Raw genomic sequence first — 14,913 nt, 5'->3', positions numbered from 1 at the left:
GCGTTAAGGGACAGTAAGGCAGCCCAACACGCAAACGCAAGGCGGAACTGCGTTAAGGTGGGAGGCATGAACGATCCACAGCCGGCCCGGCGGCCCGGCGGGCGCAGCGCCCGTATCCGCACGGCGGTGCACCAGGCCGTCACCGACCTCGTCGGCGAACGCGGCTACGGGGGGTTCACCGTCGGCGACGTCGCCGCCCGCGCGGGGGTGGCCGACAGCAGCGTCTACCGCAGGTGGGGCAGCCTGGAGAACCTGCTCAGCGACGTGACGCTGGCACGCCTCGAGGAACGGTCGCCGATGCCCGACACCGGAAGCCTGGCCGGCGACCTGCGCGCGTTCGCGGCCAACGTGGCCCGCGAGATCACCGGACCCGACGGCCTGGCGGTGCTGCGTCTGACCGTCGCCCTGACCGGCAACGGCGAACAGGGACTACAGGCGCGTGACAACTTCCTCGCCGAACGCACCCGGCAGTTGCGGTCCATGCTCGATCGCGCCGCCGAACGCGGCGAGCACCCACCCGACGTACTCGACGTGCTCGACCACATCTCGTCCCCGATGTACATCCGCGTCCTGTTCGGCGCGGGCCCGCTCACCCCGGAGTACGTCGACGGACTGGTCGACCGACTGCTCTGAGCGCAATCCCCCCGGGCTGACGCGCGGCTCCCCCTCACAGAGCGTGGGGCGCATTGGGACTCAAGTCCCAAGGCGCCCCACGGTCGTTCTTCCGTACGTATACGGCTACGGGCCTCACGCCCCGCGCAGCACCGCCCCGGTGCGCTCGGCGGCCAGCGACACCGCGGCGTCGCGTGCGGCCGATGCCTCCTCGACGGTCAGCGTCCGGTCGGCGGCGCGGAAGCGCAGGGCGTACGCCAGGGACTTGCGTCCCTCGCCCAACTGCTCACCGGTGAACACGTCGAACAGCCGCACCGATTCGAGCAGTTCACCCGCGCCCTCGCGCAGCGCCCGCTCCACCTCGGCGGCCGGCACGTCCTCGGCCACCACCAGCGCCACATCCTGCGTGGCGACGGGGAAGGTCGAGATCCGCGGCGCCCGCAGCGCGCCCGTGCCCGCCCGCTCCACGAGATCCAGTTCGATCTCCATGGCGCAGGTGCGATCCGGCAGGCCGTACGCCTTGACGACACGCGGGTGCAGCTCACCCGCGTGACCGACGAGCGTCCGCGCACCGTCCACCGTCGCGTACAGCGCCGCGCAGCGGCCCGGGTGCCAGGGCGCGTGCTGGTCGGCCTCCACCGTCAGCTCGGCGCCCGCCTCGGCGGCGACCGTACGGGCCGCCTCCACCGCGTCCGCCCAGTTGGTGGGACGGCCAGCGCCCCACCAGCCGGCCTGCTCACGCGCACCGGCGAGGACGACGGCCACCCGGCGCGGCTGCCGGGGCAGCGCGGCGTCGAGCATGGCGAGCTGCTCGTCCGTGGGCCGCCGGTCGACGGCAACCCGGGGCGGTACCTTCTCCTCGCCCGTGGGCCGGAAGACCAGGCCGCTCTCGTACAGCGCCAGATCGTGCGAGCCCCGGCCGTCGTTACGGCGCAGGGCGCCGAAGAGACCCGGCAGCAGCGTCGTGCGCATCGCGGGCTCGGTGTCGGCGAGCGGGTTGACGAGCGTGACCGTACGGCGCCGGTCGTCGTCGGCGGGCAGTTGGAGCTGGTCGAGCTGCGCCTGCCCGATGAACGGGTAGTTCAGCGTCTCGACATAGCCCGCGCCCGCCAGCGCGCGGCCGACCCTGCGGTGCAGCCGCTGCCGCTCGGTGAGCCCGCGCCCGGCCGGGGGCCGGGGCAGCGTGGAGGGCAGATTCTCGTATCCCTCGAGCCGGATGACCTCTTCGGCGAGATCGTTGATCTCGCGCAGGTCGGGACGCCAGCTCGGGACGGTGACGATCAGCTCGTCCTGCCCGCGCACGTCGCAGCCGACCTGCTGGAGCCGGCGTACGACGGTCTCCCGGCCGTAGCCGAGACCGGCCACCTTGTCGGGGTGGTCGGCGTCCATCGCGATGGTGTGCGGCCCGGACGGGGCCACGACCTCGGTGACACCGGCCTCCGCCGAGCCGCCCGCGAGCAGCACCAGCAGATCGACGGTCCGCTGCGCCGCGGCGGACGCGGCGTGCGGGTCGACGCCGCGCTCGAAGCGCCGGGACGCCTCGGAGGGCAGCTTGTGCCTGCGCGCCGTACGGGCGATGGAGATCGGGTCGAAGTGCGCCGCCTCGATGACGACTTCGGTGGTGCCGCGCGCCGCGCGCTCGGCGGCGGACGAGGACAGCGGGCTCGCCACGATCTCGCCGTCGGCGATCTCGGTGTCGGCGCCGCCCATCACACCGGCGATGCCGATCGGGCCGCGGTCGTCGGTGATGACGAGGTCGGCCGCGTCCAGGACGCGCTTGACGCCGTCGAGCGTGGTCAGCTCCTCGCCCTGCTCGGCGCGCCGGACACCGATCGCGCCTTCCAGCCGCTTGCGGTCGTACGCGTGCAGCGGCTGGCCGATCTCCAGCATCACGTAGTTGGTGATGTCGACGGCCAGCGAGATCGGCCGCATACCGGCCTTCTGGAGCCGGCGCTTGAGCCAGATCGGGGAGCGCGCCTCGGGGTCGAGCCCGGTGACCGTACGCGCGGTGAACGCGTCGCAGCCGACCGGGTCGGTGATCTCCACACGGTGGCCGTACGAGTTGGGCGCGGGCACGTCGAGCAGCGCCGGGTCGCGCAGCGGCAGCCCGTAGGCGATGGCGGTCTCGCGGGCGACGCCGCGCATCGACAGGCAGTAGCCGCGGTCGGGTGTGACGGCGATGTCGAGGACTTCGTCGACGAGCTGGAGCAGCTCGATCGCGTCGGTACCCACCTCGTACTCCGGCGGCAGGACGATGATGCCGCCGCTGCCGTCGTCGCCCATGCCCAGCTCACCGCTGGAGCAGATCATGCCGTGCGAGGTCCGGCCGTACGTCTTGCGGGCGGAGATCTCGAATCCGCCGGCCAGCACGGCGCCGGGCAGGACCACGACGACCTTGTCCCCGACGGCGAAGTTCCGCGCGCCGCAGATGACTTCCTGCGGTTCGCCCGTGCCATTGGCGTCGCCGACATCGAGCGTGCAGAAGCGGATCGGCTTCTTGAACTCGGTCAGCTCCTCGACGGTGAGGACCTTGCCGACGACGAGGGGGCCCTTGAGCCCGGCGCCGAGCTGTTCGACCGTCTCGACCTCGAGACCGGCGGGGACGAGCTTGGCCTGTACGTCGCGGCCTGTCTCGGTGGCCGGCAGGTCGACGTACTCCCGCAACCAGGAAAGCGGGACGCGCATCAGATCTCCATCCCGAACGGCCGGGTGAACCGGACGTCGCCCTCGACCATGTCTCGCATGTCCTCGACGTTGTGACGGAACATCAGCATCCGTTCGATACCGAATCCGAAGGCGAATCCGCTGTACTTCTCGGGGTCGACCCCGCAGGCGACGAGCACCTTCGGGTTGACCATGCCGCAGCCGCCCAGCTCGATCCAGCCCTCGCTGCCGCAGGTGCGGCAGGGCCGGTCCGGGTTGCCGACGGACTCGCCGCGACAGACGTAGCAGACCATGTCCATCTCGGCGGACGGCTCGGTGAAGGGGAAGAAGTTCGGCCGCAGCCGGGTCTTCATGCCCTCGCCGCCGAACAGCTCCTGGACCATGTGGTCGAGGGTGCCCTTGAGGTCGGCCATGGTCAGACCCTCGTCCACGGCGAGCAGTTCGACCTGGTGGAAGACCGGGGTGTGGGTGGCATCCAGCTCGTCCGTGCGGTAGACGCGCCCCGGACAGATGACATAGACGGGCGGCTCACGGTCGAGCAGGGCGCGCGCCTGGACCGGCGAGGTGTGCGTACGCAGTACGACTCCGGACTCGTCGCCGGACGTGCCGTCCGGGCCCTGGACGAAGAACGTGTCCTGCATCTGGCGCGCCGGGTGGTCGGGCACGAAGTTCAGGGCGTCGAAGTTGAACCACTCCGCCTCGACCTCGGGGCCGTCCGCCACCGCGTAGCCCATGGCCGTGAAGATGTCGGCGATGCGCTCCATGAGGGTGGTGAGCGGGTGCCGGGCGCCGGGCGGGACACGGTCGTACGGCAGCGTGACGTCCACCGCCTCCTCGACCAGCACCCGCGTGTCACGCTCGGCCTCCAGCTCCGCCTGCCGGGCGGCGAGCGCCTTGTTCACGGCGCCGCGGGCCTGGCCCACGCGCTTGCCTGCCTCGGCCTTGGCCTGCGGCGGCAGCGCGCCGATCTCGCGGTTGGCGAGCGACAGGGGCGAGGTGCCGCCGGCGTGCGCGGTCTTCGCGTGAGCGAGCGCGTCGAGGTCGCCGGCGGCGGCGAAGGCGGCGAACGCCTCGTCCCGCATGCGCTCGATCTCTTCCGGTTTCAGCGCCTCGACCTCTACTGGGTCGTAGGACTTGTTGGGTGCCGACATCTCTTCCCGTACTTCCGGTTGGCTGGGCAAACGACCCCGCTCGATGGCCGGGCACGCAAAGGTGCCAAGGATCGAGTCTAAAGGCCGTACGGAGTGAAGAAGCCCGTGGGCTGCCGGGGCCTGGCCTAGGTCAGGTAGGCCGGGGCGCCGACGGGCAGGATAAATCGGAACTGGGCGCCGCCGCCGGGTCCGCGGCCGACGGTGATCGTCCCGCCGTGCGCCTCGACGATGCCCTTGACGATATAGAGCCCGAGGCCGGTCCCACCGCGTTTGCTCCCGCGCCAGAAGCGGGTGAAGACACGGCCCATCGACTCCTCGGGGATGCCCGCGCCTTCGTCGCTCACGGTGACCGCCGTTCCTTTCGCGCCGCCGTCGGCATGGGTGTGCTCCGCGCCGGCCCGCTCCGGGTGCCCGTGGTCGGCATGTTTGACCTGGGCGGGTGCCACCTCGATGGTGACGGTTCCCGCGCCGTGGCGCACGGCGTTTTCCAGCAGGTTGCCGAGTATCTGGTCGATCTTGTCGGGGTCGGCCCACAGCGCGGGCAGCGGCTGCTGGATCCGTACGAGGAAACGGTCCGGGGACTGTCCGGACGCGGTGATCGACTGGATGTGGCGTCCTACGGCGGTGCCGATGTCGACCGGCTGACGGCGTACTTCGAGGCGGCCCGAGTCGATTCGGGAGATGTCGAGCAGTTCGGCGATCAGCCTCGTGACGCGGTTGGCGTCGGCGTCGACGGTCTCCAGCATGAGCCGCTTCTGGTCGTCGGTGAAGCGTTCCCACTTGGCGAGCAGCGTCGCGGTGAAACCCTTCACCGAGGTGAGCGGGGAACGCAGTTCGTGCGCGACCGTCGCGATCAGCTCGGCATGGCTGCGTTCGGTACGGATACGGGCCTCGGTGCCGCGGATGGTGATGACGAGCCGGCGTACGGGCCCCTGGGGGTGGGCGCGCACATAACGGGCGGAGACCAGGACCTCACGGCCGCCGGGCAGCAGCAGATTGCGCTCGGGCTGGCCGACGCGGGTGAGGAGACCGCCGTACGGATCGGTGAGCGCCCACCAGCGGCGGCCTTCGAGGTCTTCCAGGGGCAGCGCGCGCTCCAGCGGGCTGCCGACGGCTTCGGCGGCGACGACGGCGGTGATCCGGGCGGCGGCGGCGTTGAAGCAGATCACGCGGCCCATCTCATCGGCGACGACAAGACCGTCGGGGAGGTCGTCGGGATCGATCCCGAGATCGTGCCCGAAGCCCTGCCCGGGGTTGTGCTCGAGCTCCTGCCCGAGGTCCTGCGTGGGACGGCCCGGTTCGGACGCGCCGGATCGGCCCGGTCCGGTTTCGCCCGGTTCGGGCCTGAGGGGTCCCCGTACGATGGCCGACCCGCTCGCCCCGACCGTCATGCCCGCATCCCGCCTCTTCCGAAGAGCACAGTGGGCCCCCGAGTTTCCGCCTCACCCTACTAGCTCTCATCGCTCAAGGTGACTGCGCGGACCCCCTCAGCTCGCGGTGCGCACACGCTGCGCCCGAGCCGAGGCGTAGAGACATACGGCCGCGGCGGTCGCCAGGTTCAGACTCTCTGCCCTGCCGTGGATCGGCACCCGTACGACGGCGTCCGCCAGCGCCCGCGTCTCCGCCGGCAGCCCCCATGCCTCGTTGCCGAAGATCCAGGCGGTCGGACCGCCCATGGTGCCCGCGTCGAGCTCGTCGTCCAGGTCGTCATCGCCCGCCCCGTCGGCGGCCAGGACCCGCACTCCCGCCCCCCGCAGCCCCGCCACGGCCTCCTCGACGGGGACGCCGACGGCGACCGGCAGATGGAACAGCGAACCGACCGACGCCCGGACCGACTTGGGGTTGTAGAGGTCGACGGACGCGTCGGTGAGGACGACGGCGTCGGCGCCCGCCGCGTCGGCGCAGCGCAGCACGGTCCCCGCGTTGCCGGGGTCGCGTACGTGCGCCAGGACGGCGACCAGCCGGGGGCGCGCCCGCAGGATGGACTCGAACGGCGAGTCCAGGAAGCGGCAGACGCCGAGAAGCCCCTGCGGGGTGACGGTCTGCGAGACGTCGGCGACGACATCGGCGTCGGCGTGGTGCACCCGTGCCCCGGCGGCGCGGGCGGCGTCCACGATGTCGGCGTACCGCTCGGCGGCCTCGACGGTGGTGAACAGCTCGACCAGCGTCGGGGCCCCGTCCTCGCCCCGGTGCCCGACCGCCTCGCGTACGGCCTGCGGTCCCTCGGCGATGAACCGGCGTTCCTTGGCGCGGAAGGCCCGTCTGGCGAGCCGCCGGGCGGCGACGAGGCGCGGGGAACGCGGAGAGATCAGCTCGGGGGTGCCCATGGGCGGCGGCTCGCTTCTCGTGCGGTCGTGGCAGACGTGGGGCGTGACGGGCGTACGCGTGGTGGAACGCGGTACGGGGTCGGAACGCGCCGGACCCGCAGGCGGTGTGCCTGCGGGTCCGGCGGGAAGTGCTGCGATCCGTGATCCGACTGGGGATCAGGTGGATCAGGCGGCGGCCTTCGGGGCGTTGACGTCGCTCGGGAGCGCCTTCTGGGCGACCTCGACCAGCGCGGCGAACGCGTTGGCGTCGTTGACCGCGAGCTCGGCCAGGATCTTGCGGTCCACCTCGATGTTGGCGGCGTTGAGACCCTGGATGAGGCGGTTGTACGTCATGCCGTTCTGGCGGGCGGCGGCGTTGATCCGCTGGATCCACAGCCGGCGGAAGTCGCCCTTGCGCTTCTTGCGGTCGTTGTAGTTGTAGACCAGGGAGTGAGTGACCTGCTCCTTGGCCTTGCGGTACAGGCGCGAGCGCTGGCCGCGGTAACCCTTGGCCTGCTCGAGGATCGCCCGGCGCTTCTTGTGGGCATTGACTGCCCGCTTGACGCGTGCCACTTGTTAACTCCTTGTAGCTGGGTCACGGGCGTTGACGTGACCCGAGAACGGCGTGGTCGGTACGGCGGCTGGGCCCCGCTCGGCGGGGCTCGCGCCTACAGGCCGAGAAGCTTCTTGGCCTTCGCGGCATCACCCGGGGCGAGCTGGACCGTGCCGGCGAGGCGGCGCGTCAGCGTCGAGGGCTTGTGCTCCAGGTAGTGGCGACGGCCCGCACGCTGGCGAAGGATCTTGCCGGAGCCGGTCACGCGAAAGCGCTTCTTCGCACCGCTGTGCGTCTTGTTCTTCGGCATAACGCCGTTCTCCTCATCAGTGGCACTCCCCGGCCGGCCTGAACCGGCGCACGGGAGCGTCAGATTGCTATGTATGGAATCCGGGCGGGACTCCGCGGGCGCCTGGCAGGCGACCCGTGGATCACGCCTCGGACGACGACTCGGCCGGAGCCTCGGCGTCGGCGTCCGCACGGGCCTTCGCGGCGTCCGGAGACTCGTCCACGTGGTCGTCGGGCGCGTAACCCTGGCGCTCCGCCTTGCGGGCCGCCTGGGCCTCGCGGGCCTCGGCCATGGCTTCGGTCTTCTTCTTGTGCGGGCCGAGCACCATGATCATGTTTCGGCCGTCCTGCTTCGGGTTCGACTCGATGAAGCCGAGCTCCTCGACGTCCGAAGCGAGCCGCTGGAGCAGCCTGAAGCCCAGTTCCGGGCGGGACTGCTCACGACCGCGGAACATGATCGTGATCTTGACCTTGTCGCCCTGCTTGAGGAACCGGACGACGTGACCCTTTTTGGTGTCGTAGTCGTGCGGGTCGATCTTCGGCCGGAGCTTCATCTCCTTGATGACCGTGTGCGCCTGGTTCTTGCGCGCCTCACGGGCCTTCATGGCCGACTCGTACTTGAACTTCCCGTAATCCATGAGCTTGCACACGGGCGGACGGGCGGTCGCCGCGACCTCGACCAGGTCCAGGTCGTACTCCTGCGCGAGCTCCAGGGCCTTCGCAAGCGGCACGATGCCGACCTGCTCGCCGCTGGGGCCGACAAGGCGGACCTCGGGAACACGAATCCGGTCGTTAATGCGGGGCTCAGCGCTGATGGATCCTCCTCGGTAGCACCACACGACTGTCTGGCAGACAGCCGCGTAACGTCTGTTTCGTCAGACCAACCGAGCGGAGAATGGAAAAATGCCCCGGCCGGGACACAGGCGGGAGCTCCATGAATACCGGAACACCGCCGCGTCGAACCGCGGGGCGCATCGGGCGGCTCCATCGTCCGTACGGAACGATGGGGACCACCTGACCGGTGACCCGCCACCCCGAGGGGCGGCCAGGTGGGAGAACGGAGCCTCCACTTGTGGGCCGGACACACACGTGTCCGACCGGTCGTTACACAAGGTTAGCAGCTCCCGCCCAGGTGAGCTAACCGGCTGTCTCCTCCCACGGCGGCGGGGCCTATCGTGTGCACAATGAGCGACACGACCTCCCCCCAAGAGCCGGCCGACTTCGACGCCATGACCCGCGACATCGCGGAGGTGCCGGCCGTCGAGGTGATCGTGACGATCGCCGTCAATCTGATGAGCGCCGCCGCGGTGAAGCTCGGTCTCACGGACGACGGTGACGCTCACAAGGACCTGGACGAGGCCCGCAAGCTGGTGCACGCGCTGGCCGGCCTGATGGACGCGAGCGCGACGGAGATCAGCTCCTTCCACGCGGCGCCGCTGCGCGACGGGCTCAAGTCGCTCCAGTTGGCCTTCCGCGAGGCGTCGATCGTCCCGGACGAGCCGGGCCAGGGCCCCGGCGAGAAGTACACGGGTCCGGTCTACGGCTGATCCCGGTCTCGGCCCGGGCCTACACCTGAGCGCGTACGAACAGGGGCTCGCCCGGAGGTGAGGCACCGGCCGGCAGCAGTGCCAGGTCGAGACCGCGCACCAGGCGGGCCCTCAGCACGTCGTGCGCCGCCAGCGCGCCCGCGATCCGCCGGACCGCGTCCGCCGGATCGGCGTCCGGCAGCAGGACGAGCGCCAGGGTGCCGTCCGCCTCCCCCGGGCCAAGATGCGCCCTCAGTACGGAGGGCTCGGCGGCGGCCACCTCTTTCACCGCCGCGACGACGGCCGGGTCGTGGAGCGGGTCGGTGCTGGTGCGGCCCTCGGCGAGCGCGAACAGGGCGGGTCCGGCGAGTTCGTACGGCACCGGCCCCGCCAGGTCGATGACGACCGTGTCGGCCTTCTCGTGCGCCGCCGCGCTCAGCGCCTGGTGCAGGGGTACGGCGACGGGGCGCGCGGCGGGGTCCCAGCGGGCCAGCGAGGCGGTCGAGGTGAAGGCGGGCAGGGCGCGCCGGCCGCCGGCCCGCAGCGTGGGGACGGCCATGTCGCTGTTCTTCTCGCGCCGCAGGCCCCGCTCGTCCTCCTCGGTCTCGCCGAGCACCGCGACGACGGGGACGAGCAGCCGGGCGCCCTTGAGGGCGGCGAGCACGCGCGGCTCGGCGGACCGATCGGCGGACCAGGCGGCGAGGGCGTCCGTGAGGGCGGGGTCGGCGGTGCCGTCGTCGTCGGAGAAACCGGAATCGGGAATGTTCTTGAGAGCCACGGGCCGAGCCTAGTGGGCGCGCTCCGCCCGCCGCCGGGCGGTCGCCTCCGGCCCGCCCGGCGGTCGGGGGCAGAATCAGAGGCCGGACCGAAGGGGGCGCCGTGCAGGCTCGCAGGGAACCGCTCGTCGACATCGCCGACGAGAACGTCACGTACAGCGTCGCCGTCCGCGACACGGCCACCGGCCGCACCACGGCCCATCAGCACGGCCCGGACCCGGCACACCCCTCGGCCAGCGTCGTCAAGCTCGGCATCCTCGCCGCGCTGCTCCTGCGCGCCCAGGACACGGGCCGTGAACTGACCGCCCAGGAGCGCGTATCGGCCGCCGAGATGATCGAGCGCAGCGACAACGACGCCGCCACCGCCCTGTGGCACGTGATCGGCGGCGCCCCGGGACAGGACGCGGCCCATCGGCGGCTCGGGCTGCGGGAGTCGGCGGCGACGCCGGACTGGGGGCTCTCGCGTACCACCGCGACGGATCAACTGATCCTGCTGGACGCCGTGTTCAACGACGGGGCGACCCTGTTGAGCGGGCCCTCGCGCGCGTTCGTGGCGGATCTGATGACGCGCGTGGTGGCGGACCAGGCGTGGGGCGTCTCGGCGGCCGGAAGCTCACCGGCGCTCAAGAACGGCTGGATGCCGTTGAGCGCGACGGGGCTGTGGGTCATCAACTCGGTCGGCCGCGTCACCGCGTCGGGGCGCGACATCCTCGTGGCCGTCCTGTCGGGCGGGCATCCTACGAAGAAGGCGGGCGTCGCCCTGGTCGAGGCGGCGGCGCGGGCGGCCGTCAGCGCGGCCGACGGCGTCCGGTGATCGGTCCGCCGCGCCACAGCACCACCGCGGCGGCCAGCAGCAGCGCGCCGACGCCGCCCACGAGCGGGGCGAGCCAGGCGGCGGGCTCCGACGCGTCGGAGGCGTCGTCGGGACCGCTGCCGAAGTACCGCTTCGTGTAGCCGGCCGCCTCACTCTTCGTGTCGGTCTTGGCGGTGTCCAGCTTTCCGCCCGCCTCGATCGCCGCGGCCGGGTCGACGATGCCGTAACCGGTCGCGTCGTCGCGGCCGTCGTCCGGGGCGTCGCGCGCGGTGTCGGTGAGCAGCCTCTTGATCTGGGCGGGGCTCAGGTCGGGGTGGGCCGCGCGGACGAGGGCGACGGCGCCGGAGACGAACGCGGAGGCGGCGCTGGTCCCCCAGCCTTCGTAGTAGCGGCGGTCGGGGTCCGCTATCACGACGTCGACGCCGGGGGCGCTGACGGTGGCGTACCAGCGGCGGGTGGAGAACGCGGCGTGCGTGCCGTAGCGGTCGACGGCCGTCACGGCGATCACGCCGGGGTACGCGGCGGGATACGAGATGCGGTCGCCCTTCTCGCCGCCGTTGCCCGCCGAGGCGACGACGACGGAGCCCTTGGACAGCGCGTACTGGACGGCGGCGTCCTCACCGGGCTCCGGGTGGGCGGACTCGCTGTCGTCGCCGAGGGAGAGGTTGATGACGTCGGCGCCGTTGTCGGCGGCCCAGCGGATGCCGTCCGCGAGTGAACCGCCGCGCGACTTACGGGCCTTGGCCCGGTCCGGGTCGGTGCCTTCGAGGATCACGCGGACCGGCAGGATCTTCGCCTCGGGGGCGATCCCGAGAACACCTTGCTCCCGGCCGGGGCCGTGCCCGCGGCCGGCGATGATGCCCGCCATGGCCGTGCCGTGGCGGGCCCAGGCGCGGTCGCCGCTCTTGGCGCCGAAGCCGATGAGGTCCTTGCCGGTCAGGACCTGTCCGGCGAGGTCGGGGTGCGTGGGGTCGACGCCCGTGTCGAGCACGGCGACGGTGATGCCGTCGCCCTTGGTGGTGCGCCAGGCGTCGTCGGTGTGCATCGCTTCCAGAGCCCACTGCTGGGCGCGGATGACGTCCGCGTGGGCGGGTGTCGCGGGGACGGCGAGCAGGAAGGTGGCGGCGGCGAGAGTGGCCGCGAAACGGTGGCGGCGGTGCCCGGACGGTCGCGCCGCGCGCGTCGCCACTGTCGGTGCCGTCGCCGGTGGCGTTCGCCTTGTCGGCGGTGGTTTCGTCATCCGGGCGACTCCGTTGCCTCGCCGACTGATCTACGCAGACCGCGCTCGACCCGGTCGGCGATGCCCTGGGCGTCGTGGCCGAGCCCGGACTGGGCGGCTGCCGTCTTCGCGCCCTCGGCGGTGGCCTTGTCGACCGGCTGCGGGTCGGCGACCCGGCGTCCGTCGGCGAAGCCGGAGACGGCGTACACGACGACGGGCGCCTCGGTGAGGACGTTCACCGTCCAGCTCGCGCGCTGTGCGTCGCCGAAGCCGGCGGCCAGGGTGCCCTTTACCGGATAGGTACGGGGCATCAGGTCGGTGCGCTCGGTGAGCTTCTCCTTGGTGAAGCGGGTGTCCAGCGCCTCCATGGCGGACGGTTCACCTTCGGTGAAGATCAGGCCGACGGTGGTGACGGCGCTGCTGGTGGCGTCGGCGTAGGTCGCCCGCAGGACCCGCTCGCAGCCCACCGGACGCAACGTCTTCAGAAGGAGCGGGTCGAGCGCTCCCGTACACCCGCTGTCGGGTGCCACGGCGACCCTGTTCCAGGTGCGGTCGGCGCCGCCGGGGCCCGCGCCGTCGCCCTTGAGGGTGCGCGGGAAGAAGGTGTCGACGGGGGTGCTGTGCCAGAGCGTGCGCAGCGGTGCGTAGCCGCCGCCCGACGCGGGGTCGGCGGACGAGTCGCCGGTGAGCCAACTCCCGGTGACAGCACCGCCGATGAGGCCGAGGCCCAGGACGACGCAGGCGATCGCGGTGGCCGTCCGGCCGGGGTGGCGGGCGGGTACGGGGCGCAGCCGGGTGGTCGTCTCGGCCGGGGTCTCGGGAGGCGCGACCGGCCAGCGGTAGGGCGGCGGGGGTGTGGGCCGGCCGGCCGCCGGGGTCCGCGTGAGGTCGACGGCGCCGACCGGACGGGAACGGGGCGGGGCCGGCGCCCCTTGGGGTCGGGGCGGAGTGTCCGGAACGGGCGGGGCGGCCGGCGAGATCTTGAACGCGGGCGGCGGCAGCGGCAGCCGCGTGGAGCTGCCCGTGGCCGTGAAGGTCGGTGCCGCCAGCGGTGGGAGAGGGGCCGCGGAGCTGCGGGTGGGCTGGGGCGGGACCGTACCGGCAGACGGGGCGGTACCGGCCGGCGGGGCGGTACCGGCCGGCGGGGCGGTACCGGCCGGCGGGGCGGTACCGGCCGGCGGGGCCGGGGGGACGGGGCGCAGACGGGCGGTGTCCTCGTCGGGGGGCACGGTGGAGCGCGGGGCCGTGCGTGGTGCGGCCGTACGTGGTGCGGCCGTTCGCTGGGCAGGAGGTCCGGCCGGGAGCGGGGGTATTGCGGGCTTTCCGCCCGAGGAGCGGCCCGCGGTCTCGCCGGGCGGGGTGGCGGGCGTCGCGCCCGGTGTGCCGGTGGGTGCCGCGCCCGCTGCCCCCGTCGCCCGCTCGGCGGGCCTCGCTTCCGGGGTCCGGGCCGGCTTCGGGACCGGGGCCCCGGCCCGCGTACCGTCCGCTGTTTTGTTTCCCTCTTTGCTTGCCTCGCCGTCGTCGGCGGGGGGCTGTGCGATCGGGGGTCCCGACGGTGGCGGTGGTCCGGTGGGGCGGGGTGGTGGCACGGGCGCGCGCCGCGCTTCGGTACTCATCCGCCCCCCTGTGATCACGGCTCTGTCCACGGCGGATCGCCGCCCGGGGCAGGCCCGTTCGTCACCGCGTGGGCGTCACTCTACGGGCTGGAGAGCACCCCGCGGGAACAGGTCCGCAGGTCGGGGCGGATCTGACCAGAACATCCCCCTACCGTCGGGTAAGCCCGTCTGGCAAGCTCGGACGATGACTCCCCGCGCCGCCGACCGGGCCCGGTACGACCGGGCCACCGCCCATCTCGACGCCCCGCTCGCCGTGGTCGATCTCGACGCCTTCGACGCCAACGCGGACTCTCTCGTGCGCCGTGCGGCGGGCAAACCGATCAGGGTGGCGAGCAAATCGGTGCGCTGCCGCGCGCTGCTGGAGCGGGTCCTGGCGCGCGAGGGTTTCGCGGGGATCATGTCGTTCACCCTGGCCGAGTCGCTGTGGCTGGCACGGGCCGGTTTCGAGGACGTGCTACTGGCCTATCCGTCCGTGGACCGGGGCGCCTTCGCCGAACTCGCCGCCGATCCGAAGCTGGCGGCGGCCGTGACGGTGATGGTCGACGATCCGGCGCAGCTCGATCTCGTCGACCTCGCGCGGGCGGGCGGCACGCAGGAGATCCGGGTCTGTCTGGAGCTGGACACCGCGTTCCACTTGTTCGGCGGCCGGGTACGGATCGGGGCCCGGCGCTCGCCGCTGCGTGAGCCGGCCCAACTGGCCGAGCTGGCCAGGTCGATCGCACGCCGGCCCGGTTTCAAGCTGGTGGGGCTGATGGCGTACGAGGGGCATGTGGCCGGTGTCGGCGACTCGGTCGCGGGCCGGCCGCTGCGCTCACGCGCGGTGCGGCTGATGCAGTCGGCCGCGCGCAGGGAGCTGGCGCAGCGGCGGAGGGCCGTCGTGCGCGCGGTGCGGATGGTGGCGCCGGAGCTGGAGTTCGTCAACGGCGGCGGCACGGGCAGTGTGCAGCACACGGCGGCCGAGCACGCGGTGACGGAGATCGCGGCCGGTTCGGGGCTGTACGTACCTCGGCTGTTCGACAACTACACGTCGTTCACGGGCCGTCCGGCCGCGCTGTTCGCGCAGCCGGTGGTACGCAGGCCGGGTGTCGGCGTGGTGACCGTGCTCGGCGGCGGCTATCCGGCGTCGGGCCCCGCGGGCCAAGACCGGCTGCCGGAGCCGTATCTGCCGGAGGGACTGCGGTACGACCCGCAGGAGGGCCCCGGGGAGGTGCAGACCCCGCTGCTCGGCTCCGCCGCCGACGATCTGCTGATCGGCGACCGGGTGTGGTTCCGGCACGCCAAGGCCGGGGAGCTGTGCGAGCGCTTCGACGAGCTGCTGCTGATCGAGGGCGACCGGGTGACGGCGACGGTGCCGACGTACCGGGGCGAGGGCCGTACGTACCTCTGAG

General features: G+C 72.5%; 14 protein-coding genes. 4 read left to right on the top strand and 10 right to left on the bottom strand.

Annotation, left to right across the window (positions count from 1 at the left end):
* Positions 1 to 66 precede the first annotated feature (66 nt).
* Positions 67 to 633: a TetR/AcrR family transcriptional regulator gene (locus tag OG329_RS35025; protein ID WP_405800597.1), complete on the top strand. Its 567-nt coding sequence runs from the start codon at positions 67 to 69 to the stop codon at positions 631 to 633.
* Between the two features lie 114 nt (positions 634 to 747).
* On the opposite strand, the gene pheT is transcribed toward OG329_RS35025, so the two are convergent.
* The 7 genes from pheT to infC form a co-directional block, all read right to left on the bottom strand.
* On the bottom strand, positions 748 to 3,297 hold the full coding sequence (gene pheT / locus OG329_RS35020; RefSeq protein WP_405800596.1) for a phenylalanine--tRNA ligase subunit beta: 2,550 nt from the start codon (positions 3,295 to 3,297) through the stop codon (positions 748 to 750).
* Positions 3,297 to 4,427: a phenylalanine--tRNA ligase subunit alpha gene (pheS, locus tag OG329_RS35015; RefSeq protein WP_405800595.1), complete on the bottom strand. Its 1,131-nt coding sequence runs from the start codon at positions 4,425 to 4,427 to the stop codon at positions 3,297 to 3,299. Before pheS ends, pheT begins: the two co-directional genes overlap by 1 nt.
* A gap of 125 nt (positions 4,428 to 4,552) precedes the next feature.
* A complete protein-coding gene (locus tag OG329_RS35010) occupies positions 4,553 to 5,818 on the bottom strand; it encodes an ATP-binding protein (protein ID WP_405800594.1) in 1,266 nt (421 codons plus the stop codon).
* A 96-nt stretch (positions 5,819 to 5,914) separates the two neighbouring features.
* Complete coding sequence (locus tag OG329_RS35005) at positions 5,915 to 6,754, bottom strand: TrmH family RNA methyltransferase (RefSeq protein ID WP_405800593.1); 840 nt, start codon at positions 6,752 to 6,754, stop codon at positions 5,915 to 5,917.
* 165 nt (positions 6,755 to 6,919) lie between these two features.
* On the bottom strand, positions 6,920 to 7,306 hold the full coding sequence (rplT, locus tag OG329_RS35000) for a 50S ribosomal protein L20 (protein ID WP_023542860.1): 387 nt from the start codon (positions 7,304 to 7,306) through the stop codon (positions 6,920 to 6,922).
* A gap of 95 nt (positions 7,307 to 7,401) precedes the next feature.
* Complete coding sequence (gene rpmI, locus OG329_RS34995) at positions 7,402 to 7,596, bottom strand: 50S ribosomal protein L35 (protein WP_385796117.1); 195 nt, start codon at positions 7,594 to 7,596, stop codon at positions 7,402 to 7,404.
* A gap of 121 nt (positions 7,597 to 7,717) precedes the next feature.
* Entirely contained in the window at positions 7,718 to 8,413 is a 696-nt protein-coding gene (gene infC / locus OG329_RS34990; protein WP_405800592.1) for a translation initiation factor IF-3, read from the bottom strand.
* Positions 8,414 to 8,758: 345 nt separating this feature from the next.
* Here infC and OG329_RS34985 point away from each other — a divergent pair, with 345 nt between their 5' ends.
* Entirely contained in the window at positions 8,759 to 9,121 is a 363-nt protein-coding gene (locus OG329_RS34985) for a DUF1844 domain-containing protein (protein ID WP_405800591.1), read from the top strand.
* 19 nt (positions 9,122 to 9,140) lie between these two features.
* Here OG329_RS34985 and OG329_RS34980 read toward each other — a convergent pair whose 3' ends face one another.
* Positions 9,141 to 9,878 carry an SseB family protein gene (locus OG329_RS34980; RefSeq protein WP_405800590.1) on the bottom strand — a complete coding sequence of 246 codons (738 nt, stop codon included), beginning with the start codon at positions 9,876 to 9,878 and terminating at the stop codon, positions 9,141 to 9,143.
* A 101-nt stretch (positions 9,879 to 9,979) separates the two neighbouring features.
* Between OG329_RS34980 and OG329_RS34975 the strand changes: the two genes are divergently transcribed.
* Entirely contained in the window at positions 9,980 to 10,690 is a 711-nt protein-coding gene (locus OG329_RS34975; RefSeq protein WP_405800589.1) for a serine hydrolase, read from the top strand.
* On the opposite strand, the gene mycP is transcribed toward OG329_RS34975, so the two are convergent.
* Positions 10,665 to 11,930, bottom strand: a complete 1,266-nt coding sequence (mycP, locus tag OG329_RS34970; RefSeq protein ID WP_405800582.1) for a type VII secretion-associated serine protease mycosin — start codon at positions 11,928 to 11,930, stop codon at positions 10,665 to 10,667. The two genes, OG329_RS34975 and mycP, sit on opposite strands and share 26 nt — an antisense overlap.
* Positions 11,927 to 12,700, bottom strand: a complete 774-nt coding sequence (locus OG329_RS34965) for a hypothetical protein (RefSeq protein WP_405802186.1) — start codon at positions 12,698 to 12,700, stop codon at positions 11,927 to 11,929. The genes mycP and OG329_RS34965 overlap by 4 nt, the downstream gene beginning before the upstream one ends.
* A gap of 1,009 nt (positions 12,701 to 13,709) precedes the next feature.
* On the opposite strand from OG329_RS34965, the gene OG329_RS34960 reads away from it, so the two are divergent.
* Entirely contained in the window at positions 13,710 to 14,912 is a 1,203-nt protein-coding gene (locus tag OG329_RS34960) for an amino acid deaminase/aldolase (RefSeq protein ID WP_405800567.1), read from the top strand.
* Position 14,913: the final 1 nt, after the last annotated feature.

Source organism: Streptomyces sp. NBC_01506, assembly GCF_045040295.1.
GTDB lineage: Bacteria > Actinomycetota > Actinomycetes > Streptomycetales > Streptomycetaceae > Streptomyces.
Note: the sequence above shows the minus strand (reverse complement) of the source record. Positions and strands in the feature narration are given on the sequence as shown.